The sequence below is a fragment of the Pseudomonas fluorescens genome (assembly GCF_900215245.1).
Lineage (GTDB): Bacteria > Pseudomonadota > Gammaproteobacteria > Pseudomonadales > Pseudomonadaceae > Aquipseudomonas > Aquipseudomonas fluorescens.
Genome location: NZ_LT907842.1, coordinates 3,233,705 through 3,256,887, shown reverse-complemented (window position 1 = coordinate 3,256,887; position 23,183 = coordinate 3,233,705). Strand labels below are relative to the sequence as shown.

General features: G+C 60.4%; 22 protein-coding genes and 1 tRNA gene. 8 read left to right on the top strand and 15 right to left on the bottom strand.

Features of this window, described 5'->3' with window-relative positions:
* Positions 1–4: 4 nt before the first annotated feature.
* A complete protein-coding gene (locus CPH89_RS15115) occupies positions 5–967 on the bottom strand; it encodes a proline dehydrogenase family protein (protein ID WP_053254355.1) in 963 nt (320 codons plus the stop codon).
* 560 nt (positions 968–1,527) lie between these two features.
* On the opposite strand from CPH89_RS15115, the gene CPH89_RS15110 reads away from it, so the two are divergent.
* Positions 1,528–2,469, top strand: coding sequence for a LysR family transcriptional regulator (locus CPH89_RS15110; RefSeq protein WP_053254354.1), 942 nt, complete (start codon positions 1,528–1,530; stop codon positions 2,467–2,469).
* Between the two features lie 108 nt (positions 2,470–2,577).
* Here the strand turns inward: CPH89_RS15110 and CPH89_RS15105 are convergent, their stop codons facing one another.
* Genes CPH89_RS15105 through ptsP form a run of 3 tightly spaced genes read right to left on the bottom strand, consistent with a single transcriptional unit; the run spans position 2,578 to position 8,099 of the window.
* Entirely contained in the window at positions 2,578–4,287 is a 1,710-nt protein-coding gene (locus CPH89_RS15105) for a PTS fructose-like transporter subunit IIB (RefSeq protein ID WP_053254353.1), read from the bottom strand.
* Between the two features lie 11 nt (positions 4,288–4,298).
* Positions 4,299–5,240 (bottom strand): 1-phosphofructokinase, encoded by a 942-nt coding sequence (gene pfkB / locus CPH89_RS15100; protein WP_053254352.1) that lies wholly within the window; start codon positions 5,238–5,240, stop codon positions 4,299–4,301.
* Positions 5,241–8,099, bottom strand: a complete 2,859-nt coding sequence (gene ptsP / locus CPH89_RS15095) for a phosphoenolpyruvate--protein phosphotransferase (RefSeq protein WP_053254351.1) — start codon at positions 8,097–8,099, stop codon at positions 5,241–5,243.
* Between the two features lie 294 nt (positions 8,100–8,393).
* Here ptsP and cra point away from each other — a divergent pair, with 294 nt between their 5' ends.
* Together cra and CPH89_RS15085 are read left to right on the top strand one after the other, a co-directional pair.
* On the top strand, positions 8,394–9,389 hold the full coding sequence (gene cra, locus CPH89_RS15090; protein WP_053254350.1) for a catabolite repressor/activator: 996 nt from the start codon (positions 8,394–8,396) through the stop codon (positions 9,387–9,389).
* A gap of 2 nt (positions 9,390–9,391) precedes the next feature.
* Positions 9,392–10,168 (top strand): TatD family hydrolase, encoded by a 777-nt coding sequence (locus CPH89_RS15085; protein ID WP_053254349.1) that lies wholly within the window; start codon positions 9,392–9,394, stop codon positions 10,166–10,168.
* On the opposite strand, the gene CPH89_RS15080 is transcribed toward CPH89_RS15085, so the two are convergent.
* From CPH89_RS15080 to CPH89_RS15060, 5 genes are all read right to left on the bottom strand, one after another.
* The gene (locus tag CPH89_RS15080) at positions 10,115–10,543 is read right to left on the bottom strand and encodes a hypothetical protein (protein WP_053254348.1); all 429 of its coding nucleotides are present in this window, start codon (positions 10,541–10,543) and stop codon (positions 10,115–10,117) included. The two genes, CPH89_RS15085 and CPH89_RS15080, sit on opposite strands and share 54 nt — an antisense overlap.
* 127 nt (positions 10,544–10,670) lie before the next feature.
* Positions 10,671–11,375, bottom strand: coding sequence for a methyl-accepting chemotaxis protein (locus CPH89_RS30925; RefSeq protein ID WP_371850823.1), 705 nt, complete (start codon positions 11,373–11,375; stop codon positions 10,671–10,673).
* A 1,492-nt stretch (positions 11,376–12,867) separates the two neighbouring features.
* Positions 12,868–13,704, bottom strand: coding sequence for a regulatory signaling modulator protein AmpE (gene ampE / locus CPH89_RS15070; protein WP_053254346.1), 837 nt, complete (start codon positions 13,702–13,704; stop codon positions 12,868–12,870).
* Complete coding sequence (ampD, locus tag CPH89_RS15065) at positions 13,701–14,264, bottom strand: 1,6-anhydro-N-acetylmuramyl-L-alanine amidase AmpD (protein ID WP_053254345.1); 564 nt, start codon at positions 14,262–14,264, stop codon at positions 13,701–13,703. Before ampD ends, ampE begins: the two co-directional genes overlap by 4 nt.
* A 43-nt stretch (positions 14,265–14,307) precedes the next feature.
* Entirely contained in the window at positions 14,308–16,482 is a 2,175-nt protein-coding gene (locus tag CPH89_RS15060) for a DUF1631 domain-containing protein (RefSeq protein ID WP_053254344.1), read from the bottom strand.
* Between the two features lie 243 nt (positions 16,483–16,725).
* Here CPH89_RS15060 and nadC point away from each other — a divergent pair, with 243 nt between their 5' ends.
* On the top strand, positions 16,726–17,574 hold the full coding sequence (gene nadC, locus CPH89_RS15055; RefSeq protein WP_053254343.1) for a carboxylating nicotinate-nucleotide diphosphorylase: 849 nt from the start codon (positions 16,726–16,728) through the stop codon (positions 17,572–17,574).
* Between the two features lie 46 nt (positions 17,575–17,620).
* Here the strand turns inward: nadC and CPH89_RS15050 are convergent, their stop codons facing one another.
* The 3 genes from CPH89_RS15050 to CPH89_RS15040 form a co-directional block, all read right to left on the bottom strand.
* A complete protein-coding gene (locus tag CPH89_RS15050; RefSeq protein WP_053254342.1) occupies positions 17,621–17,926 on the bottom strand; it encodes a DUF6388 family protein in 306 nt (101 codons plus the stop codon).
* Between the two features lie 170 nt (positions 17,927–18,096).
* Positions 18,097–18,169, bottom strand: a tRNA-Thr gene (locus CPH89_RS15045).
* A gap of 64 nt (positions 18,170–18,233) precedes the next feature.
* On the bottom strand, positions 18,234–18,647 hold the full coding sequence (locus CPH89_RS15040) for a pilin (protein ID WP_053254341.1): 414 nt from the start codon (positions 18,645–18,647) through the stop codon (positions 18,234–18,236).
* A gap of 202 nt (positions 18,648–18,849) precedes the next feature.
* On the opposite strand from CPH89_RS15040, the gene CPH89_RS15035 reads away from it, so the two are divergent.
* Genes CPH89_RS15035 through yacG form a run of 4 tightly spaced genes read left to right on the top strand, consistent with a single transcriptional unit; the run spans position 18,850 to position 21,738 of the window.
* A complete protein-coding gene (locus tag CPH89_RS15035; protein WP_053254340.1) occupies positions 18,850–20,058 on the top strand; it encodes a type II secretion system F family protein in 1,209 nt (402 codons plus the stop codon).
* Complete coding sequence (locus tag CPH89_RS15030) at positions 20,055–20,921, top strand: prepilin peptidase (protein WP_053254339.1); 867 nt, start codon at positions 20,055–20,057, stop codon at positions 20,919–20,921. The genes CPH89_RS15035 and CPH89_RS15030 overlap by 4 nt, the downstream gene beginning before the upstream one ends.
* On the top strand, positions 20,918–21,541 hold the full coding sequence (gene coaE / locus CPH89_RS15025; protein WP_053254338.1) for a dephospho-CoA kinase: 624 nt from the start codon (positions 20,918–20,920) through the stop codon (positions 21,539–21,541). The genes CPH89_RS15030 and coaE overlap by 4 nt, the downstream gene beginning before the upstream one ends.
* The gene (gene yacG, locus CPH89_RS15020; protein WP_053254337.1) at positions 21,538–21,738 is read left to right on the top strand and encodes a DNA gyrase inhibitor YacG; all 201 of its coding nucleotides are present in this window, start codon (positions 21,538–21,540) and stop codon (positions 21,736–21,738) included. Before coaE ends, yacG begins: the two co-directional genes overlap by 4 nt.
* On the opposite strand, the gene CPH89_RS15015 is transcribed toward yacG, so the two are convergent.
* The 3 genes from CPH89_RS15015 to CPH89_RS15005 form a co-directional block, all read right to left on the bottom strand.
* Positions 21,735–21,950, bottom strand: a complete 216-nt coding sequence (locus tag CPH89_RS15015; RefSeq protein ID WP_003171680.1) for a hypothetical protein — start codon at positions 21,948–21,950, stop codon at positions 21,735–21,737. The two genes, yacG and CPH89_RS15015, sit on opposite strands and share 4 nt — an antisense overlap.
* Before the next feature lie 64 nt (positions 21,951–22,014).
* Entirely contained in the window at positions 22,015–22,704 is a 690-nt protein-coding gene (locus CPH89_RS15010; protein ID WP_053254336.1) for an energy-coupling factor ABC transporter permease, read from the bottom strand.
* Positions 22,701–23,168 (bottom strand): hypothetical protein, encoded by a 468-nt coding sequence (locus CPH89_RS15005; RefSeq protein ID WP_053254335.1) that lies wholly within the window; start codon positions 23,166–23,168, stop codon positions 22,701–22,703. The genes CPH89_RS15010 and CPH89_RS15005 overlap by 4 nt, the downstream gene beginning before the upstream one ends.
* Positions 23,169–23,183: the final 15 nt, after the last annotated feature.

Below are 23,183 nucleotides of genomic sequence, written 5' to 3'. Positions count from 1 at the left end.
TCCGTTAGTAACCTGCGCCAAACGTGATACGGGAAGGGTCGTAGAAGTCGGCAAGCGCCTCGAGAACGTTGTCCGGCGACTCGGCCAGACGATGCAGGAAATGCAGGTACCAACTGTCGCCATAGACCGCAGCAATCCGACAGTTCAGGCCTGCCTCCCTGGCGCTGCGTAATACCTCAGGCTGGACGCCGTGGAGCATTTCCAGCTCCTCGATCTTCGAGTTATAACCGCCCGCGAACAGGCGCTTGATCAAGTTGGGGTCCTGCGTTGCACAACTCACTGGAACACTGGCGGCCAGTAAATTATCAAGCAACATCAAGTAACGATCATCCAGTTCTTCACCACGGGGCAAAGCAACATCGAGCGATTCGTTATAAACCCCTTTGACCAATCTGACTTTACGCCCATAACTGATGATGCGCGGTAAGTCATTGACGGTTCGGTGCAGGTGCGCCTGTACGGTAATACCCACATTGAGATGAGCCGGTGCAAGTTCGGCATACACTTCCAGAATTTTATCGACAGCCGAAGAGTGCTCCATACTGATCATTACAGGAATATCGTGTTGAGCCGCCGCCGCCAAAATAGCCGAAGCATTGCGATAAGCTGTTTCCTGAGAAATGAGCATCCCCACAGCACTTAAATCAAAGCCCAACTGTGGTTTTAAACCCGCGTCGGCAAACCGTTGAACGGCACTCAGGTACTCGCCGACGAAGCGCTGTACCACGTGTGGGTCATGATTCTCTTCACCCACATACTCCACACCCAGTTGGTAGCCTTTAGCCGCCAATGTGTGCAGCTTACGGTTCAGTTCCTGCGCGTCAGAGGCAATAATATAACGATGGGCAGCCTGTTCGAACAATTTGAAAAATAAAGAGTTTTTATCGAATGCGTTGCGACATTCCTGGTTCAGCGCCAACTTCTTGAGCCCTGCACACGCCAGTGTATAAATTTCCTTGGACGGCACTTCTTTCTCCTTGCTAACGAGGGTTTGCTCACACATGAATTCTTATAAAAAACACAGTTAACGCACTACAACTTCATTACCAACAGCACCCAGGCCGCTGTGTTTTAGACAAAGCGGGGCCTGCCTGACAACTGCCTTTGTTTGGCATAAGACGGGCATATCAATTCATTAGGTTAAGTGTGCTGTCGATGCCGAACGATACGTAATTGATCAGCTACGCCGCAGCAGCGGGAAGCGCTCTGACCCCTGCCCTGATACAAAAGAACGCCGGGGGAGCAAAACAAAGCCGCCCCTTGAACGGGCAACCAGAGCAAGCATGTTTATTGCTCGAAAAGAGATCGCTATAAAAGGGGCCGAGAACAGGACACTGACCGCCACCCAATATTTTTTTACCGTTACCAGCATCCTTGCCTCGCCGATCAAATAGGTCGTTTTTATGACAGTGTTTATAGCGAATCACTGACAGGTGTTCATGGACTAAGCTTACCGCCGCGCCACGTTCTGATTTATGATCTTTTTTACCAGATAGGTGGAACTGAATTCATGGATACAGGGTGTGTATGTTTTCCTCAGAACGCTTGAAAGGCATTGATGTGTTCGTCTGCGTCGCGGAAACCGGCAGCTTCAAGGCCGCTGCCGAGAAAATGAATTTGACAGGCTCCGCCATCAGTAAAAGTATCGCGCGGCTGGAGAGCCGATTGGGCACCCGACTTTTTCAACGCACCACCCGGCGCCTGGCGCTGACGGATGCGGGGACCGCGTTCTACAGCACCTGCATCGGCGTGCTTGCAGACCTTGAAGAGGCCGAATTGTCACTGCAAGTCGAAAATATCGAGCCGCGTGGCCGGATTCGAATTGACCTGCCTGGCGCGTTCGGCCGTGCCCAAGTGCTCCCCACCCTCCTGCGGTTCATGCAGGATCATCCGCTGCTGATACCCCACGTGACGTTCTCTGACGGTTTGATCGACCCGTTCCAGGAAGGTGTGGACGTGGTCGTACGCATTGGCGGCGCGGACGTCTGGCCCGAAAGAGTCGAGCACCGTTACCTGGCCAGTGAATGGCATACCTTCTGTGCATCCCCGGCCTATTTGGCCAAGCACGGCACGCCTCTCACGGATCAAGACCTGGAGCATCACCAGTGCATCGCCTATGGCTGGGTGGACGGCAACATCACGCCGTGGAGTTTCGCAGGCGCACACCCCGGCGCCATAAAGCGCCAGCCAGTACCCGCCCAGTTGGTGATTGGGAATGGAGAGGGGTTGTTGATGGCGGTAATGGCAGGCTGTGGTATCGCGCAATTACCCTCGTGGCTGATTAATCAGCAGTTGGAAGAGGGCACATTGGTGGAGGTGCTGCCCCATTTGGCGACCGAGGGCATGCCGATCCACCTTGCCTGGGTCAAAAGCCGTCAGGCGCTGCCAAAGGTCAGCACCTTGCTGGAGGTGCTGACGGACAGCCTGACGCCAGCAGGTGGCATATTAGGGGGGCTTAGACGAACGTAATACCGTTGAGATGCCAGGCGACCCCGAGGTCGCCTTTTCACTCCGATGGGCAACTGCGATCACCCAGGCGCAACCACAACGCCGTGATCCCATTACCGGCTCGTGCCGTCAGGTCGGTGCGACCGCCAGTTCGACTGCTTCCGGGCGCTTGATCAGCGCGTACACCAACCCGGTCAACAGGCTACCGGCAACAATCGCCAGCAAGTACAGCAGTGCATGGTTCATGGCGTTGGGGATCACCAGCACAAACAGGCCACCGTGAGGCGCGGCGAGTTTGCAACCGAAGTACATCGACAGCGCGCCGGTCAAGGCGCCACCGGCGATGCTGGCCGGAATCACGCGCAGCGGGTCTTTGGCCGCAAACGGGATCGCCCCTTCGGAGATAAAGCACAGGCCCAGAATCATCGCGGCCTTGCCTGCCTCGCGCTCGGTCTGGGCGAACTTGCGCCGCGCCAGGAACGTGGCGATGCCCATGCCAATCGGCGGCACCATACCGGCGGCCATGGTCGCCGCCATAGGCGCGCCGCTCGAGGCCGCCAGCAAGCCAACCGAAAAGGCGTACGCCGCCTTGTTGATCGGCCCACCCAAATCCACACACATCATGCCGCCCAACAGGATGCCCAGCAGCACCGCGTTGGTGGTGCCCATGGTGCTGAGGAAGTCAGTCAGGCCGGTGAGCAGTCGCGCGACCGGCGGGCCGACGAGATAGATCATCGCCAGGCCCGTAAACAGACTCGCCAGCAACGGGATGATCAAAATCGGCTTGAGCGCCTCCAGGCTCTGCGGCAATTTCACCGCGCGGGTGATCAGTTTGACGCAATAACCGGCGAGAAAGCCGGCGAGGATGCCACCGATAAATCCGGCCCCCAATGTGCCCGCCAACAACCCGCCGATCATGCCGGGCGCGATGCCGGGACGGTCGGCAATCGAGTAGGCGATGTAGCCCGCCAGCAACGGCACCATCAGCATAAAGGCCTGGTCGCCGACGGTTTTGAGGGCCGCCGCCAAGGTGCCTTTTTCTTCAAAGGCCTGGATGCCGAACACGAATGACAAGGCGATCAACAAGCCGCCCGCCACCACCATCGGTAACATGAACGACACGCCGGTGAGCAGGTGTTTGTACACACCGGTTTTTTCTTTTTTGGCCACCGCACCGCTGGCGGCACTTTCCACCGCGCCTTCGGCCAATGCCTTATTGAGCGTGGCTTCGGATTGCTTGAGGGCGATACCGGTGCCGCAACGGTAAATCTTCTTACCGGCGAAGCGCTCGGTGGCGACTTCGATATCCGCCGCCAGCAGCACCACGTCGGCGTCGGCGATCGCTTGCGGGCTCAACGGCGTGCGCGCGCCCACCGAGCCCTGGGTTTCGACCTGCAAGTCATACCCCAGGCGCTTGGCCGTTTGCTGCAACGCCTCGGCGGCCATAAAGGTGTGGGCCACGCCGGTCGGGCAAGCCGTAATGGCGACGATACGGGGAGCACTCTTCGCCGCCGGTGCTGCGCTGGCGACATAGACCTGGGCCTCTTCGGCACCACGGCGCAATACCGCCTCGACATCCGCCAAGGCCTGGGCCGGTGTGCTCTGGAACACACGCTTGCCGACAAACCGCTGCATATCCACCGGCGTGCTGCTGACCAGCAATACCCATTCGGCTTCATCGAGTGTGGCCTGGGACAACTGGCGCTCCGGGTGCTGCACATCCACCACTTCAACGCTGGTGTGCAAGCCCATGCGCTGCGCGGCGGCGTCCAACAAGCGGGCGCACAGCACACTGGTGACCATGCCGTTCGGGCAGGCAGTAACAATGGCTAACTTCATCACAAACCCTCTTATTGTTCTGTCAGCGCGCGCACGTGGACGCCGCTTTCGAGACGCGCCAACTGCGCGTCATCGCTGATGCCAAAACCGATCTGCGTGACGGCCATGGCGGCAATCGCCGTGGCCCGGCGCAGGGTACTTTCCGGCAGATCAGCACTGAGTAAACCGTGCAGCATCCCGGCCAGCAGCGAATCCCCCGCGCCCACCGTGCTGGCGACGCTGACCTTGGGCGGCGTGGCATGCAGCGCCATGCCCGGGCTGAACCAGTTCACGCCGTCGGCACCGTGGGACACCACCACATGCTCGACGCCTTGGGCATGCAAGCGCTCGGCGGCCTGGGCCTGTTGCGTGATCGAGTCTGCAGGGCAATCGAGGGCGTCTGCCAATTCTTCAGTGTTAGGTTTGATCAACCACGGGCCTGCCTGCAAGCCGACGCGCAAGGCTTCGCCGCTGGTGTCGAGGGCGACTTTCAAACCGAGGCTTTTCAGATGTTCCAGCAACCCTTTGAACCACTGCGCAGTGACGCCACCCGGCAAGCTGCCGGCGACCACTACAGCGTCGTGCCCTGGCGCAATCAGCGTCAGTTGGTTGAGCAACGCCGCTTGCGCCTGCTCATTGACCTGCGGCCCTGGCGCGTTGATGTCGGTGACCCGGCCATCCTGTTCGGCGATCTTGATATTGCTGCGGGTTTCGCCCGGCACGCGGATAAACGCGTCGGCAAAGCCACGGCGGGCGATCAACGCCTCAAACGCCTGAGGGTTGTCTTCACCGAGAAAGCCGCCCACGGTGACGTGATGACCGAGGTCCGCCAGCACTTGGGCGACATTCACGCCTTTGCCGGCGGCATGGGTCAGCAGGGTTTCGCTGCGGTTGACTTCACCCGGTTCCAGGCGTGCCAAGCGTACCGTCAGGTCCAACGCCGGGTTCAGCGTCAGGGTCAGAATCTTCGCCATTTACACGGCCTCCACTAGGGCTCGCACTTCGGCGGGCGAACCCACCGCAAGGGCTTTTTGCGCCAGGCCCTGGGCCTCGCTCAGACTGAATTCACGCACCCGCGCCTTCACTTCGGGAATGCTGCGGGCCGACACGCTCAACTCGTCCACTCCCAGGCCAATCAGCACCGGCACCGCCAGCGGGTCCGCCGCCAATTCGCCGCACACGCCGACCCATTTGCCATGGGCATGGGCGGCGCGCACGGTGATGTCGATCAACTGCAACACCGCCGGGTGCAGGCCATCCGCCTGCGCGGACAGGGTCGGGTGGCCACGGTCGATGGCCAGGGTGTATTGGGTCAGGTCGTTGGTGCCGACACTGAAGAAGTCGACTTCCTTGGCGAGTACCGGCGCCAGCAAGGCAGCGGAAGGCACCTCGATCATGATCCCCAGTTGCAAGTCGGCCACCGGGATTTCCAGGCGCAGGCGCTCGGTCATATCGCGGGCGGCGCGCCACTCATCGACGCTGCCGACCATAGGAAACATGATGCGCAGCGGCCGGCTATCCGCCGAGCGCAACAACGCACGCAATTGCGCTTCCATGATCTGCGGGCGTTGCAGGGTCAGCCGAATACCGCGCACGCCCAGGAAGGGATTTTCCTCTTGGGCAATCGGCCAATACGGCAGCGGTTTGTCGCCGCCCACATCCAGGGTCCGCACAACCAGCGGGCGACCGCCGAGGCCGTCGAGTACGCGGCGGTATTCGGCTTCCTGGGTGGCTTCATCCGGCGCTTGCGGGTGGGCCATGAAAATCAGCTCGGTGCGCAGCAGGCCGATCCCTTCAGCACCCTGCTCCACCGCCGCGGCAACGCCGGCGCTTTCGCCGATATTGGCAAACACTTCCACGGCGTGGCCGTCGCGGGTCAGGGCCGGTTCATGGCGCTGGGCCGAGGCGGCTTGCAGACGTTGTTCGCGGGTGTCGCGCTCGACGGTGGCGCGTTGCAGGGTGGCGGCGTCGGGGTCGACATGCAGGCGACCGCGCTGGCCGTCCAACAACAATGGCGTGCCCGAGGCCAACAGCAACACCGTCGGCCCGGCCCCCACCAGGGCGGGAATGCCCAAGGCTCGCGCGACGATGGCGCTGTGGGCGGTAGCGCCGCCACGGGCGGTGAGGATACCGGCGACGCGCGTCGGGTCCAGACGCGCGACGTCGGAGGGCCCGACTTCTTCCATCACCAGAATGTAGGGTGCGCTCGGCTCCTGAGCGGTTTCAATGCCGCACAGTTGCGCCAGCACACGGCGGCCGATGTCGCGCAGGTCGGCGGCGCGCTCGGCGAGCAAGGCATCCTGCAACGACTCCTGCTGCTTGGCAGCGGCTTCGATCACGCTCATCCACGCGGCTTCGGCGCTCTCGCCTTGCTTGAGGCGGGTGCCGACTTCGTCAGTCAGTTCCGGGTCGTCGAGCATTTCCTGGTGAGTGATGAAAATCTCGCGGATGGCTTTGGCCTGGCTGCGTTCGATCAGGCCCTGAATATCGCGGCGCACGTCGGTCAAGGCGTTCTGCAGGCGCTCGCGTTCAATCGCCGAGGATTCACCGCGCAGTGGGTAATCGACGACGTGCTGCGTCTGGATATGCGCAGGGCCGATGGCGACACCAGGCGCAGCGGCGATAGCCTGGATCTGGCTGCCGGACACGGGTGCGCTGAGCACCGGTTCGATATCCAGCGTTGCCGGTTGCGCACTGGCGGTCGGCAGTGGCTCAACGTCTTCGCCGAGGCCTTCCTCAACGGCCGCCAGCAACGCGGGTAATGCGTCACCGGCAATCGCTGGCTCGGCCACAAACTCCAACACCTGGCCGCGACGGGCGCCGAGGCTGAGCAACTTGCTCAGGCTTTTTACCGATACAGCGCCAACCGGGCCATCAACGATGCGCACGCGGATATCGCCGTCAAAACTTTTCGCCAGTTGCGCGAGGATCTTCGCCGGCCGCGCGTGCAGGCCATGGGCGTTGGCCAGGGCAATGCGCACACTCGGCCAATCGGGTGGCAGTTCGCCGCCGAGCACTTCAAGCACCGCACGGCTGCTGGTGGCACGCCCCAGTTCCTGGCCGCGACCTTCAATCAACAACGCGCACAGGCGTTCCAACAAGGTCTGATGGGCTTCGCCGAGACTGGCCAGGCAGAACAAGCCGTTGAGTGGCTGGCCGAGGTAACGCATGGGTTTGTCCGGCGTGACGAAGGCCAGGCCCGGACGCTTGACCGTCTGCTCGCTGTGCAACCACCACAGGCCATCGCCCAAGGGCAGTGCGTCGACTTGCTGCAACACGGCGGCAAAGCCGTTGCTGACGCAATCAGCCTGGCGCAACAGGCGTGCGCCGCGCCACACCAGCTCTTCGAAGTCATCGGCGGACACGCCAAGGCTGATCATCTGCGCATCCAGCGCCAGTTCCTGCGGCGCGCCTTGCAGCAGTTTCAGCAACGCTTCGGCATTGCCGGCACGGCGCAGCGCCTCACCCAGATCGGTTTCACCAAGGGCGCGGGTCAGCAGTTGCAGCAGGCGCAGGTGTTCATCGGATTTGGCGGCAATGCCGATGGCCAGGTAGACGATCTGGCCGTCACCCCAGTCCACCCCGTCGGGGAATTGCAGCAGGCGCACGCCGGTAGAAAAGACCTGGTCGCGGGTTTCCGGGGTGCCGTGAGGGATGGCAATACCTTGGCCGAGAAAGGTCGAGCCTTGGGCCTCACGGGCTTGCAAGCCACTGAGATAACCCTCGGCGACCAGGCCATCGGCCACCAGTTTTTCAGCGAGCAGGTGCAAGGCAGCAGATTTATCCACAGCCACCTGGCCCATGGATATCTGCTCTACAGTGAGCTCAAGCATGCCGTTCTCCTAGTTAGTGCGGTGTGCGCACTAGGTATTGTTTTGAATAAATCAGCGAGGCTGTGTTCAAAAATAACTGACTGAGTGGTCAATTGGCAGTAGCCATTCAGTCGCGAACGTCGTAAAAATACGCTGGCTGAAACGTTTAATCTAGAATTTATGGCAGATTACGCGCTAATTATGCAAGCTTGAAGGACCACTCGGCGCTTGAGCTCAGACAATAGTCCTGTGCAGGAATCGGTTAGGATTGGACAAAATGTCGGGGCAAGCTCTAAAAAACAAGGAAATCCCGGTTTGAAACTCAGTGATATCGCACGTCTGGCCGGTGTGTCCGTGACCACCGCCAGTTATGTCATCAATGGCAAGGCCGAACAGCAACGCATCAGCAACGCGACCGTCGAGCGCGTGCGGGCGGTGGTCGAAGCCCATGGCTTTACCCCCAATCCTCAGGCGGCCGGTCTGCGCAGTCGGCATTCGCGCACCTTGGGCTTTATCCTGCCGGACCTGGAAAACCCCAGTTACGCACGGATTGCCAAGTTGCTGGAACAAGGTGCGCGGGCGCGAGGCTATCAGTTGCTGATCGCCAGCTCCGACGATGATGCGGACAGCGAGCGCCAGTTGCTGCAACTGTTTCGTGCGCGGCGCTGCGATGCGCTGTTCGTCGCCAGTTGCCTGCCGGCCAGTGATGACAGCTATCGCGAGTTGCAAGCCAAGGGCCTGCCGGTGATTGCCATCGACCGGGTGATGGAACCGGCGCACTTTTGCTCGGTGGTCAGCGACGACCGCCAGGCCTGCCAGCAACTGACCAGCAGCCTGCTGCAACCGCTGCCCAAGCAGATCGCACTCATCGGGGCACGGCCGGAGCTGAGTATCAGCCAGGAGCGGGCTGCCGGTTTCCGTGAAGCACTGCAAGGGTTCACCGGCGACGTCATCGTCGAACAGGGTGAAGCCTTCAGCCGTGACTGCGGCCGACAGTTGATGGAGCAACTTCTAGATCGGCTGGGGCATTTGCCTGACGCGTTGGTGACCACTTCCTACGTGTTGCTGCAAGGCGTGTTCGACGCGCTGCACGACTTCCCGCTCAAATCACGGCCGTTGCGCCTGGGCACGTTCGGTGACACCCAATTGCTGGACTTCCTGCCGCTGCCGGTCAACGCCATGGCCCAGCAACACCAATTGATCGCCGACACGGCCCTGCGCCTAGCCCTGGCCGTCATCGAAGAAGAGCAGTACCAGCCGGGCGTGCACGCCATCAGCCGGACCTTCAAGCAGCGTATTCACGAGGCTTGAGCGTGGAACTGATCGACACCCACACCCACCTGGACTTCCCGGACTTCGACCATGATCGCCGGGAAGTCCTCGCCCACAGCCGCCAACGAGGTGTGCAGCGTATGGTGGTGTTGGGCGTCTATCAGCAGAATTGGCAACGGCTGTGGGACCTGGTGCAGGAAGATGAAGGCTTGTTCGCCGCCTTCGGCCTGCACCCGGTGTACCTCGAGACGCATCGCCCCGCAGACCTGAACGAGTTGGGCGACTGGCTGACCCGCCTGCACGGCCATCGACAGTTATGCGCCGTCGGCGAAATCGGCCTGGACTACTTCCTTGAACAGCTGGATCGCGAACGTCAGCAAAGCCTGTTTGACGCCCAGTTGAAACTCGCGGTGGACTTCCAGCTCCCGGCCTTGCTGCATGTCCGTCGCAGCCACGCGGCGGTGATCGCCACGCTCAAGCGCATCCGCCTGCCACGGAGCGGCATTATCCATGCCTTCGCCGGCAGCGTTGAGGAGGCTCGCGAGTACATAAAACTCGGCTTCAAGCTGGGCCTGGGCGGCGCGGCCACCTGGCCTCAAGCCCTGCGCATGCACAAGGTGCTGGCGCAACTGCCCCTTGAGGCCGTGGTACTGGAAACCGACTCACCGGATATGGCCCCCGCGATGTACCCCGGCCTGCGTAACAGCCCGCAACACTTGCCGGACATCTGCAGCGCGTTGGCTGAACGCATGGGCATCAGCCCCTCATTGCTGGCCGAAACGAGCACCCGCAATGCGCGCGAGTTGTTCCGTTGGTAGCACGCTGACCGCTTGCAAATCCAACGTCAGCCGCTGCCGGTAACGGCTATAGCGCAGCACCAGACAGTGGGCCAGCAGCAGCACCAGTGAAATATTGAGTTGCCCGATCACGCTGACTACCCCGACCCATTCGGCCAACAACGCCACGATCAACACCACACAGGTGAGTACCATCATGCTGGGGCGCACCATCGCCCAATGGTCCAGCGACTTGAACTGGCGCAATTGCCGGGGGCAGTTCAACTGCACAATCCGCTGGCAATACGAGCAATCAAAAGGCTCGTGAATGGCAATGGCATTCAACTGCCAGGGCTTGAGCTCAAACGTAATGTCGCAATGGGCGCAATGCCCTTTGATACCGGTAGCAGCAATCATCGCCGTACCTCCCTTGGACCGTGATGGGTTGAAACAAATTTTCACCCATCCAGGCCCGCAAAGAAGAAGCACAGACAAATCAGGACGAGAGCCACGCCATACAAGACCAAAACCCTACACGCACGCCCTACACACGAAACGCCCCGATCAATTGTTTCAACTCGATCACCTGCATCGACAGCTGCCGGCTCGCCGCCTCTGTCTGATGTGCGCCCTGAGCCGCATGCTCGCCCGCCCGATTGATCTCGACTATGTTCTGGTCGATATCGTGGGCGACGGCAGTTTGCTGCTCCACGGCCGCCGCGATCTGCTGGTTCTGGTCGACAATCATGCCCACGGCACCCAGGATATTTTCCAGGGCCTGCTGGACCTGTTCCGACTGCCCCACCGTGCCATTCGCCATCGCATGGCTAGCGCCCATGGCCTTCACTGCCGCACCAACACCGCTGTGCAAACGGCTGATCATCTGTTCGATTTCTTCGGTGGAGTGTTGAGTACGCCGAGCGAGGGTCCGCACCTCATCGGCCACCACCGCAAAACCACGCCCCTGCTCACCGGCACGCGCCGCTTCAATCGCGGCATTGAGCGCTAACAAGTTGGTTTGTTCGGCAATACTTTTGATCACCTCCAGCACGCTGCTGATGGACTGGCTATCGACGGCCAATTGATTGATAACCCGCACCGACTCATCAATCTCCGAGGCCAGGCGCGCGATGCTGCCTTGCTGGGATTGCACCAGACCGCGGCCGCTGACAGTCTCATCGTTGACGCTATGGGCGCTGCTGACCGCCGCCGCCGCGCTGCGTGCCACCTCCTGGGCCGTGGAAGACATTTGGTTCATGGCTGTCGCCACCTGTTCAATCTGGCTGCGCTGGCCACTAACCGCCTGATTGCTTCGAGACGAGACCGCCTCCACCTGGCTGGCTTGCAGTTCGACCTGGCTGACGGTGCACCCGACGCGCTCGATCAGGTCGTGAATTTTGGCGACGGTGGCGTTGAACACAAGGCCCAGGTCCCCAAGTTCATCGCGGCTTTGCGCCACAAAGGTGACCGTCATGTCCCCGGCCGCCACCTTGTCCATCATCACCCCCAGGCGCCGCAACGTGGTGCGGGTCGAGGCGTAGAAACCGGCGTACAAATAAAAGATCAGCAAGAACACCCCCACCAGGGCCGACACCAGCGCCACCATGTGCGTGCGTTTTTGCGCCAGGCGCTGCTCCAGTTGCTGCTCAATAAATGTCAGGGTGGCTTCATTGAGCCGGTAGGTCTGAGCCATCAGTTTGCTGACGTCCTCGTAGAAGCCCTGCCACGGGGCGTCGAGGGTTTCTGCCATCACCACCTGTTCTTCAAACAACTCGCTGGCCTGCTTGAGCGTGGCACTGCTGGCCTTGGCCGCGCTGTCGAGCGCCGCATGCGCCGCGTTGCTGGCACCCAGTGCATCCTGCAACTTCAAGGCGTATTCGGCCTGGAGCTTCTCCAATTGCTGCAGCAGTTCATCAAAGCGCGTACTGGAGGATGAATTGAGAAAGCCCAGGCCCAGGGAATACGCGCCCATGGCCCGCCCCTCGCCCAAGGCTTGGGTGACTTGCGGGGTCACGCTGATGACCAGGTCACTGAGTTGGCGCAGATCGCTCTGGGAATCGCGGCTCAAGCCGGATTGACTGGCGATGATCTGGCTGAGCATCTGGGCCTTGTTGAGTAATTTACCGATCAGCGCGCTTTTGCTCAGCAGCGAAGTTTCCTGTTGCTGGGCCTTGAACGCGGCGACCAATTCATCGCGTTTGCCTGCAAATACGCTGGCGTGTTCTGGGTCGCCGGTCACTGCCTCGAGGCCTTGCAGGCGGCTCAGCACGCTTTGCTCCAACGCGCTGATCTTGCCCTCAAGGTCCTCGGCTTTGCCCGACTGACCGAGGGCGGCATTGATCTGGACCTGGTTATTCAGGTTTTCCAGGTCGCGGCGCAGGGCCAGGCTGCTGCCGAGCAGATCAAGACTTTGCAGTTCGATTCGAGTGCCCTGAAATTCAGCCCAGGAATCACGCACCAGGAAATAGTTGGTCACCAGCATCGGCAGCAGAAACAACACGCTGATCAGGCTGAATTTCATGCCGAAACTCAGGCGGTTCATCAGCGCGACGGCGGGATAGAGCAAGCTCTTCACAAGTGAACTCCCTTACTATTATTTTTATTGAGGCGCAGGGCGGCGGCAGATAGCCAGTATTTGGCGCTCTGCTTGTATAGCTCAATTCGAAAGGGAGTTTTGTAACGTAAGGTTAACGACTTGTGGGAGCCCGCCGGCTCCCACATTTTTCACCGCGAGCACTCGATTAAGGCAACACCGTCCAGATGGCAAACCCGGCATACCACAGCACTGCCGCACGCAGCAGCAGTTCCCATAGGCGATCCAGACTGTTGATGCCGTCGGCGCCCACCACCGGCGGTGGAATTTCCGCCGCCACCAGGCCGACTTTTTCTACCAACTGCGCGGCACTGATATCCCAGCTCAGCAGTTCGTGCAGCATCACCCGGCTGACCGCAACAAAGTTACCCACCAGGGCGAAACTCGCCGCCAGCAAGCGCACCGGCAACCAATCAAAGGCGTGGCGCAATTGGCCGGCGCGTTCGGCGACCAGAGGGTTCTGGCTGTGCTCGCTGGCCAACGCCAGCAGGCGATAGGCCAGGGCCGCGACCGGGCCCAACAGGAAATACCAAAAAATCACCGCGAAAAAGCTTTGGTAAGCCTGCCACAACAGATGGCCTTGAACGCGCTCCAGCAGTTGTTCGCCATTGTCGGCGGCAACTTTCAGGTCCCGTTCGGCCACGTGTTCGGCGGCTTGCAAGTCACCGCGCCGCCACGCATCGCGAAACGGCCCTAGCCCAGCCAGTAGATCGCCACGCCCCAGGCTATAAATCACCACCAGCAAGTGCACCGGCAATGCCAACAAGCCATACGCCACGGGTTCCAGCACCACTAGCAACAGGGCCAGCAAGGCCACCGGCAACAACACCAGCAGTAGCAGAATCAGCCAGGGCCGCTTGCCCATGCGCGGGCTCGACTCCAGTTTGGCCAGCTCACGCAGCCATCCACCGTCGCGTTGCAACCGCTGACGCAAGGCCGAGAACTTCTCGATCCAGACCGCCAACACCAACACCAGGAAACTCATTGTGCGTGTCCTCCATCCTGCAGGGCGCTACGAAAGCGCGCCCAATCAAAAGCCGGGCCCGGGTCGGTCTTGCGGCCTGGCGCAATATCACTGTGACCCCGTATACGCTGACGGGTAATGCCAGGGTAGGCTGCCAGCAGTTGACGTGTCAGGTCGATCAGCGACGCGTATTGAGCATCGGTAAATGGAATATCGTCCGTCCCCTCCAGCTCGACCCCCAGGGAAAAGTCATTGCAGACTTCACGCCCCTCAAAGCTTGAGACCCCGGCATGCCAGGCCCGGTCCAGACACGATACAAATTGCGTCACGGTGCCGTCGCGCTCAATCAGAAAATGCGCAGACACACGTAGCTCGGCAATGCTTTCAAAGTAAGGATGCTCTGTGACATCCAGGCGGTTCTGGAAAAACGCCTGCACCTTGCCGGTGGCGAACTGCGCCGGTGGCAGGCTGATGTTATGCACCACCAACAGTGAGATTTCGCCTGCGGGGCGCTCGTTGAAGTTGGGTGAAGGGCAATGGCGAATCCCCTGGCACCAACCACTGGTGGGGTCCAACTGCATACAGGTTCCTTGAATGAGACTAGGTATTACCAGTATGCCGCGTTCAGCCCTGCGGTTGCGATGACTTGCCGCGATTGAGTTGACGCAGGTTACCCATCACTGACGTCAGCGCGCGGTCAAACAGCAGACCATCGTCCAAACTGCGTATTGCCCCCTGCTTGAATGCCAAGGCCAATTGGACCGCACTCTTCTCCAGGACCTTGAGCCCCGTGCGGCTGACAAAAATATAGGCATTGGCTGGCGCCATGATCGCTTTCAGCTTGCAGCGCAGACGGTTGGTTTCATCTTGCTGAAACTCAAACCAGGCTCCGATCCGCAGTTGCTGAGCCTTCAGCAAGTCCGGGTCATCGCTGGGCAGGCTTGCGCTTGGGGCGTGCAACCCGAGACTGAGTGAAAGCGGCTCACGCACCTCAATCAGCGCGTCCAGCCCCCCACCCTCCAATGACTGCGCATGCATGGCTTGCAATCGGACAAAGAATTCGCGGGTACTGAAGGGATCGAACGCCGCGCCGGTCAAACCGTTTCGCAAGGCCTTGAGCAGCCCGGGCAATTGCTCCAGCAGACGCCGACCGGCCTCGGTGTCTTTCTGCAGGCTCACGCTCCAGATCAACTCGTCCATGGTGCGCACCGCTGCCTGGTATTGCACCGATTGCTCACCATGCTTGAGGCTGGCCAACAACAGCACCTGGCTCCAGGCCTGCTGGAGAAACTGCACCACCGACTGCGGCAACACTCGGCCCAGCAGACGTCGATTGAGCACCTCTGCCACGCGCTGACGGGCGGCCTCAGTGCGCACACGGCCTTCTTCGACCTCATAGGTGTGCTGCTCAAGCAGTTCGCTGCGCCGCTGCTCATCCGCAGTAAAGGCGGTGAACTGCGCCAACAACCGCGGGAAAATCGCCGGGTCTTCAACGAACTCATTCAGCAAACATTGCACCACCTGCTCGGTTCGCCGGTACAGGCTGTCGCGCTGATAGTCATCGCTTGGGTTCCAACCCATGGCGGCGGCGGCGATTTCATTGAGCAAGCGCCGCGCCGGATGGCTGGTGCGACTGAAAAAGCTCTTGTCCAGGATCGCCACTTTCAATACCGGAATCTGCAAACGCGCGATCAAGGCCTTGAAAACATCCGGTACAGTGCTGTCATTAAGGATGAACTCGAACAACAGGGCGACCAGGTTGATCACATCCTCGTCGGCGTCTTCCACCACACGGGACTTGCCACTTTTGACGCTGACGCGGGTGAGCAACTGTTCAAGCTGGTTACGCAGGTCGAAGTCATCTTCGGCCTCGGGTTCCGGCACGTATTGCTGCAAATGAGAGAGCAGGCGCAGCAGGTCGCGGGTGGCAATGGGTTGGGGTTCGGCGCTGGCCTCCAGAGTCGGCGCCACGCTGCCGCGCACGGCTGCGAGCAATTTCTGCAAGGCAGCGAAGGCCTCCTGGCCGTTTTCATCCAATGGTGGGTCAACGGTCGGCACGCTGCCTTCGCGTGGCTGTTCAAGCGCCCCACGCCCACCGGGGCGACGTGACGGCACGGCCTTGAGCTCAGGCAAAACCCCGGTAGCGACGAGTATCTGGTTGGCTTCAGCGAACAGTTGGTCGGCGTCACTGAGCACGTATTTTTCAAACAGCTTGAGAATGATCAACTTGACGCGGATCTCTACCCCCAAGCTGCGCCCCGCGCGCAAAAAGAACTCGCAAAGCAGTGCCGGGCCCAACGGGTTATCGCGCTCATCCAGGGGGGTGCCGAGCAATGTACCCAGGCGTGCGGTCAGTTGCGCCAGTGCCAGGCCATCCCGGTGCCGCACTCGACCGAGCATGGCCGCCAACGCTACTGCCTTTTCCAGCTCATCACTGGACGTGCCGGTCGCCGTGTCATAGGACACCACCGGCAACCAGTGCGACTCGCTGCGTCCAGCCTGGCCCAGATTGGCAAACGCGGCGAACAACTGCGCCAGGAACACGCGCTCGAAATTCTTGCGCTTGAGGCGCAAGTCGCGCATGGCTTCAAAGAAGATGTGATGGTCAGCGTTACTACGGGCCTTGTCGGCCATTTCGAACAGGGTGTCGTCGGCGTTATCGAACAGTTCCTGCAAACCTTGCTGCAACTGTTGGGCTGCCTTGTCGCGAACCTGCAACAACACCACCGGCAGGCGCGCAAGCGGCGATGGCGTGGCGTGTGCCTTGTTGATAGGCACCACCTTTCCGTCATTGTGCATCCTGGCCTCCTGAAACGGCGGTATTGGTTGGGGAAAGATCGAGGACAGGCCCAGCGGGACGCTGCAAAAACCCGATACCACCCGTACGTCAAAGCTATGACGCCAATTGCAAGGCGCGAGATTATCTTGCAAATGAGGGTAGTTGCGCCAGCAAACTCTGCCTTTGCCCTGTAAATGAATAGGAGTGTGGGTTCAAACGCGCACTGCCCCTATAATCGAGGCACTTTGTTTGTGGAGCCTGTTATGCCGAATCTCCGTCTTGCCGACCTCACCGCCGAAATTGAAGCCAACGTGCGCCGTGCACTGCTGGAAGACATCGGCAGTGGCGACATCACTGCACAATTGATCCCGGCCGAACGGCTGGCCAAGGCCACAATCATTACGCGCGATGCGGCTGTTATCGCTGGCACGGCTTGGGTGGACGCGGTATTCCGCCAACTCGACCCTCGGGTCGCGGTGCATTGGCAGGTGGCCGATGGTGAGCGGGTCAGCCCCAATCAAGTGCTGTTCCACTTGGAAGGCCCGGCGCGCTCACTGCTCAGCGGCGAGCGCTGCGCACTGAATTTTCTGCAGATGCTGTCAGGCGTGGCCACACGTGCACAGTACTTGGCGGACTTTGTCGCCAGCACTCAGGTAAAGCTGCTGGACACCCGCAAAACCCTGCCCGGCCTGCGCCTGGCGCAGAAGTACGCGGTGACTTGCGGCGGTTGCCATAACCATCGCATCGGTCTGTATGACGCGTTCCTGATCAAGGAAAACCATATTGCTGCGTGTGGCGGTATCGCCCAGGCAATTACGGCCGCCCACAAGATCGCCCCGGGCAAGCCGGTGGAAGTCGAAGTGGAAAGCCTGGATGAACTGCGCGAAGCACTGGCGGCGGGTGCCGATATCATCATGCTCGACGAGTTGAGCCTGGGTGACATGCGTGAGGCCGTGCGCCTGAACGCAGGCAAGGCCAAGCTGGAAGCCAGCGGCGGGATCAATGAAACCACCCTGCTGCCCATCGCTGAGACCGGGGTGGATTACATCTCCATCGGTGCGATGACCAAGGATGTGAAGGCAGTGGATTTATCGATGCGGCTCAGTATCTGAGTAAACAGGCAGGAGCGAGGGTACTCGCTCCTGCCTCTGCAGCACCCTAGACCACCAGGTTATTCATCTCGCAATACTCGTCCCACTCGACACCCAGCACCTCGGCGGCCTCTTTGTGCAACGCCAGCCGTGCGGCTTCGAACTCTTCCGGTGTCGAGGTGTACTTGAGGGTCAGCTCCCAAGGCTGGTAGCCCTGGCTTTCTGCCTCATCCTCAAATGCCCACTGGATCTGGTCGCGCTGGTCATCAGCGCTCAGTTCCTTGATCTCTTCTTTAAGCTGCGGCGACTCATCAAGGTATTGCTTGAGGGCTACTTCGTGCCGCGCTTCCTGGGTCATCTCTTGTGTGGTCATGTTGTTCTCTTAGATCAAGGAATGGGGATGCATCTGGGTCATCAAGGTTGCGCAGATACAAAAGAGTAGGCATGAATGCCGGCTCGTCTGGCCTTCAGAACCATTCTGGGATCATCTGAAAACAGTGCTGCCTTTGAAACAATGTTGCCTTTAACACAGGGGTGCCTTTGTGCCCGAGACAGGAATCGAACCTGCGACCTTCGCGTTACGAGTGCGCTGCTCTACCGGCTGAGCTACACGGGCAGTGGGCTAAAGCTAGCACCGCATTGGGCATGCGGCAACTAACTCGCCCGCCGCCCAGCAACCGTTATGCTCCGTCGGCACCGCAGCCCTTGGCAACGTATTGAGCGTCAGCCGTGGTTGCACACTTCCAGCCCGTGGTGGCACTGCGCGTTAACGTGATGGTCTTGCCCAGCACAGGCGCGGGCGCATCGAGAATTTCACAACGGATGGAACCGGCGCCGGTGGCCACATCGCCTGCCACCTCGATCGTGCAGTTGGCGGTGGGGCTGGTGCCACCGATCAAGGCCAGGTTTGGCACGGTGCCCTGGTTAAGGGTGTCTTCGAAACCGGCCTTCAACGCGGAGACTTCAGCCAACCCCGCCGTAAACTTGGCCTTGGCCTGGTGCTTGGTATACATGGGCAAACCGATCGTGGCCAAAATGCCGATGATTGCCACGACGATCAACAACTCGATCAAGGTGAAGCCTTTCTGACGCATCACATTCACTCTCCAGAATAAAAACCATAACCAGGCGCGTCCTGCGCCCCGCAGTTTGCAGCGGCGCCAGTGTACTCATCCGCGAGCGGCCAAACGCGCACAAGACGCACATTCTGACATTTTATCCTTCATGGCCGACCTGCCGGAATCCATCACCTGACTAAGCTGTAGATCTACGACTACCTGGGTGCGGACACGTGACATGAATGAAGCTGCAACGATCTACGCCTGGGAAGGCATCAACCGCAAAGGGCGCAGGGTCTCAGGGCAAACCGCTGGCCAGAACCTTATGCTGGTCAAGGTGCAACTGCGCCAGCAAGGAATCTGCCCCGGCCGCGTACGCAAACAAACCTCGCACCTGCCAAGCTTTACACCCCCGATAAAACCCGCAGACATTGCCCTGTTCACCCGCCAGCTGGCGACATTGCTGAGGGCCGGCATACCGCTGCTGCAAGCCTTCGACATCATCAGCGAAGGCTTCGAACACCGACAGATGCGCGCGCTGATAAAGGGCTTGAAACAGGAGATCGCCGCCGGTAACAACCTGGCGGCAGCACTGCGCAAACAACCACGCTACTTCGATGAACTGTATTGCAACCTGATTGCCGCGGGCGAACAGGCCGGTGCCCTGGAAACCTTGCTGGAGCGGGTGGCGGTACACCTGGAAAAAAGCCAGCAGCTCAAGGCGCGGATCAAAAAGGCCATGACTTACCCCTGCGCCGTCATCGTGGTCGCCTGCCTTGTCAGTGCGATCCTGCTGATCCACGTGGTGCCGCAGTTTCAGAGCCTGTTCAGCGGGGTCGGCGGCGAGCTGCCCGGCTTTACCTTGACGGTCATTGCCCTGTCCGAATTCCTTCAACACGCCTGGTGGATGCTCGCGCTGGGGCTGGGCGCCAGCATTGCCGGGTTGCGCCAGGCCTATCGGACTTCCCCGGGTTTTCGTCACAGCCTGGATAGCGGTTTGTTGAAGGCGCCCCTGGCAGGCACACTGCTAAGGAAGTCTGCGATTGCCCGCTACGCCCGCACACTTTCAACGACTTTTGCAGCGGGCGTGCCCCTGGTGCAGGCTTTGGATTCCGTGGCGGGTGCAACGGGCAATGGGTTGTTCAAAAAGGCGATCGAACAGATGCGTCACGACGTAGCCACAGGCATGCAGTTGAATCACTCCATGGCTCATAGCCGCCTGTTCCCCGGCATGGCGATCCAGATGACCGCGATCGGTGAAGAATCGGGCACCCTGGATCAGATGCTGGAAAAAGTTGCCCAGCATTTTGAGGCCGACGTGGAGAATCTGGTCGACAACCTCACCAGCCTGATGGAGCCGCTCATCATGGTGATATTGGGGGGCATTGTCGGTGCATTGGTGGTCGCCATGTACCTGCCGGTCTTCCAATTGGGGGCGGCATTTTGAGCCTGCTGCCCAGCGCACAGCCATGGGGTTTTGTCGGGATGGCGTTCGTTCTGGGGCTGATCGTCGGCAGCTTCATCAACGTGCTGGTGTGGCGCCTGCCAAAGAGGCTCGAGCGCGAATGGCGTGCCCAAGCCCAGGAAGTGCTGGGCTTGCCTGCCGACCCCGCCAGCCCCACGTACAACCTGATGCGCCGCAACGCCTGCTGCATGTATTGCGCGCAGCCGACTCGCCCCTGGGAAAATATCCCGCTGCTCAGTTACCTGATACTCAGAGGCCGTTGCGCCCATTGCCATGAACCTATCGGTCGCCGCTACCCCGCCACCGAACTGGCTTGCGCGCTGGGCTCGGCCATTGTTGCCTGGCATTTCGGTTTCGGCTGGCAAGCGGGCGCGGTGATGGTGTTGAGCTGGGGGTTGCTGGCCATGAGCCTGATCGACGTGGATCATCAATTATTGCCGGACGTTCTGGTGCTGCCGCTGCTATGGCTCGGGCTGATCCTCAATAGCTTCGACGTGTTGACGACACTGCCCAATGCGCTTTGGGGCGCAGTCATAGGCTATATGAGCCTGTGGACCGTGTTCTGGTTGTTCAAGCTGATCACCGGCAAGGACGGCATGGGCTACGGCGACTTCAAGTTATTGGCCCTGCTCGGTGCTTGGGGTGGCTGGCAGATTCTGCCGATGACGCTACTGATCGCCTCGCTGCTGGGCGTGCTCGCCGGCCTGATCCTGATGCGCTTGCGCAGGTCCCAGGCTTCGATTCCGATGCCGTTTGGTCCCTGTCTGGCAATTGCCGGCTGGATTGCCTTGCTCTGGGGTGGTCAAATAACCGACTTCTATTTGCAGTCTGTCGGTTTCAGATGACCACTTCCGTTGCAACACCCTGGATTCTAGGCCTCACCGGCGGTATCGGCAGCGGCAAAAGCGCTGCCGCCCAGCACTTTATCGACCTGGGGATTGATTCGGTCGACGCCGACCATGCCGCCCGCTGGGTGGTCGAGCCCGGCCGGCCGGCACTGGCGCGCATCGCCGAGCATTTCGGTGCAGGCGTGCTGCTGCCCGACGGCCAACTCGACCGCGCCGCGCTGCGCAAACTGATCTTTGAATTACCTGAAGAGCGCCGCTGGCTGGAAGCCTTGCTGCACCCGCTGATTGGTGAGGAGATTCGCAGCCATCTGGCGCGCGCGCGTTCGCCTTACGCGATTCTGGTGTCACCGCTGCTGATCGAGTCCGGCCAGTACAGCATGACCCAGCGCATCCTGGTGATAGACGTACCGCAATCACTGCAGATTCAGCGTACCCTGCAGCGCGACGGCATCAGCGAACATCAGGTGCAGGCGATCCTCAAGGCCCAATCCAGCCGCGAAGACCGCCTGAACCACGCCGATGACGTGCTGGTCAATGACAAGGACCTCGCCTGGCTGCACAGCGAGGTCGAGCGACTGCACCACTTTTACCTTACTTTGCGTGGAGGCCGATCATGAGCCAACCCCTGACTGTCGAATGCCCAACCTGCGGTGCCCCCGTGGAATGGAAAGCGACCAATCCCAACCGGCCGTTCTGCTCGGACCGCTGCAAACTTATCGACCTCGGTGCCTGGGCGTCGGAAGAACACAAGATTCCGGTCAGCCCGGATGCAGAGGACGAACTGTTCTCCGAAGACCTGCCGCTGCGCCACTAAGGCCGCATAAAGGCATATTCCTGCTGGTCGTCGAGATTCTCTGCAAGGTATTGCAGCTCGTCGGCCAAGTCTTCAAAACTGCGCACGCCCTTGCTCTGCTGCACCACCGCGCTGAGCATGGCGCGCAAGGTCAAACCGGGGTCAAAACCGATTTCCTGTGCTGCGTCCTGGCTTCTGCGCAACTCCTGCCGTGCCCACTCGTACACACTCATGACCTTTGCTCCCGGAAATTTCGCAAAGAATGAGCCTGCGCGCCCTCGTCGGATTTGATCTGGATCAACGCCGCGAATCGTCGTCCTTCCACGGCGCCGAGAGGTAGCGCGTGCGATTGAATGTCTCCAGCCACTCCGGGCAAAACACCACCAGGGCGCTAATGACCATGCCGTTGATAAACGCCTCGGGGAAAATGATCAGCCACAGGTAACCGACGAAATCTTCCAGCCATTCCGGCATTGCAAAACGGCCGTCGAACCACAGCAGACCCAACGCAGCCAACAGGCAAAGCAGTGCCGACAGCGCGGCGGCAAAAAAGCCGGAACAGAAGATATAGACGAAAGGGTTGCGCGGTTGCGCGCGCTCTACCAGCGCTGCACAGCCTTCCGTGACCAGCACCGGCAACACGATCAACAGCAGGCCGTTGATACCCACGGCGGCCATGTCCTGGCGCCCCAGCAACACCAACCCCAGCTGTGCCGCCAAACCACCGACCATTGCCAAAGGCCAGTCGAGTAGCAGGGTCACCGCGGTCATACCGATAAAGTGGTAGGAAACGCCGGTATCGAAATCCCGGCGCACCAGCCATAACATGAACAACGCGAACACCGTTCCAAACAGCAGATGCTGGCGCCTGCGGTCTGCAAACAGCTCAACCCACGGCGAGCGCAACACCGCCCACACCACCAGCGGCGCGTACAAAAGCCAGCCGATGCCCAGGGTCTGCGGTGCCAGTACGGCGGCGCTGATCACGGCTTCACCTGCTCCAGGGCCTCATGCAGTTCGGCGGCAGAGTGGTATTCGCGTTGCCCTACCAATTTGCCATTATCCAGTTGCAGCCACAGCACGTTATCCACAGCCCCCGGATAACGCGGGGCAACACGTGCGTCACGGTCGAGCATGACGCGGTAGCTGTAAGCCTGCATTGCCGGCACCGCAAACAGCTTGGCGATCAAGCGGGGCATGCGCTGAATATCCGCGACAAACACTGCGTGCCGCGCCTCGAGATAGCCCTTGGGCTGGCCCTGCAGCGCCGCGTCTACCGACTTGGCTGCGTCCATGCTGCGGGCCACCAATAGAATGCGCACGTGGTCATCCAGGGTGTAGGCCTGATCGAACTGGTCGAGCAAGGTCCACGGCGCCAGGCGCTCACCCACTTCAACGGCCTGAGCCAAAACGGGCAGCAGACTTAACAACAACGCGGCACAGAACTTCACAGCACACTCTCCCTG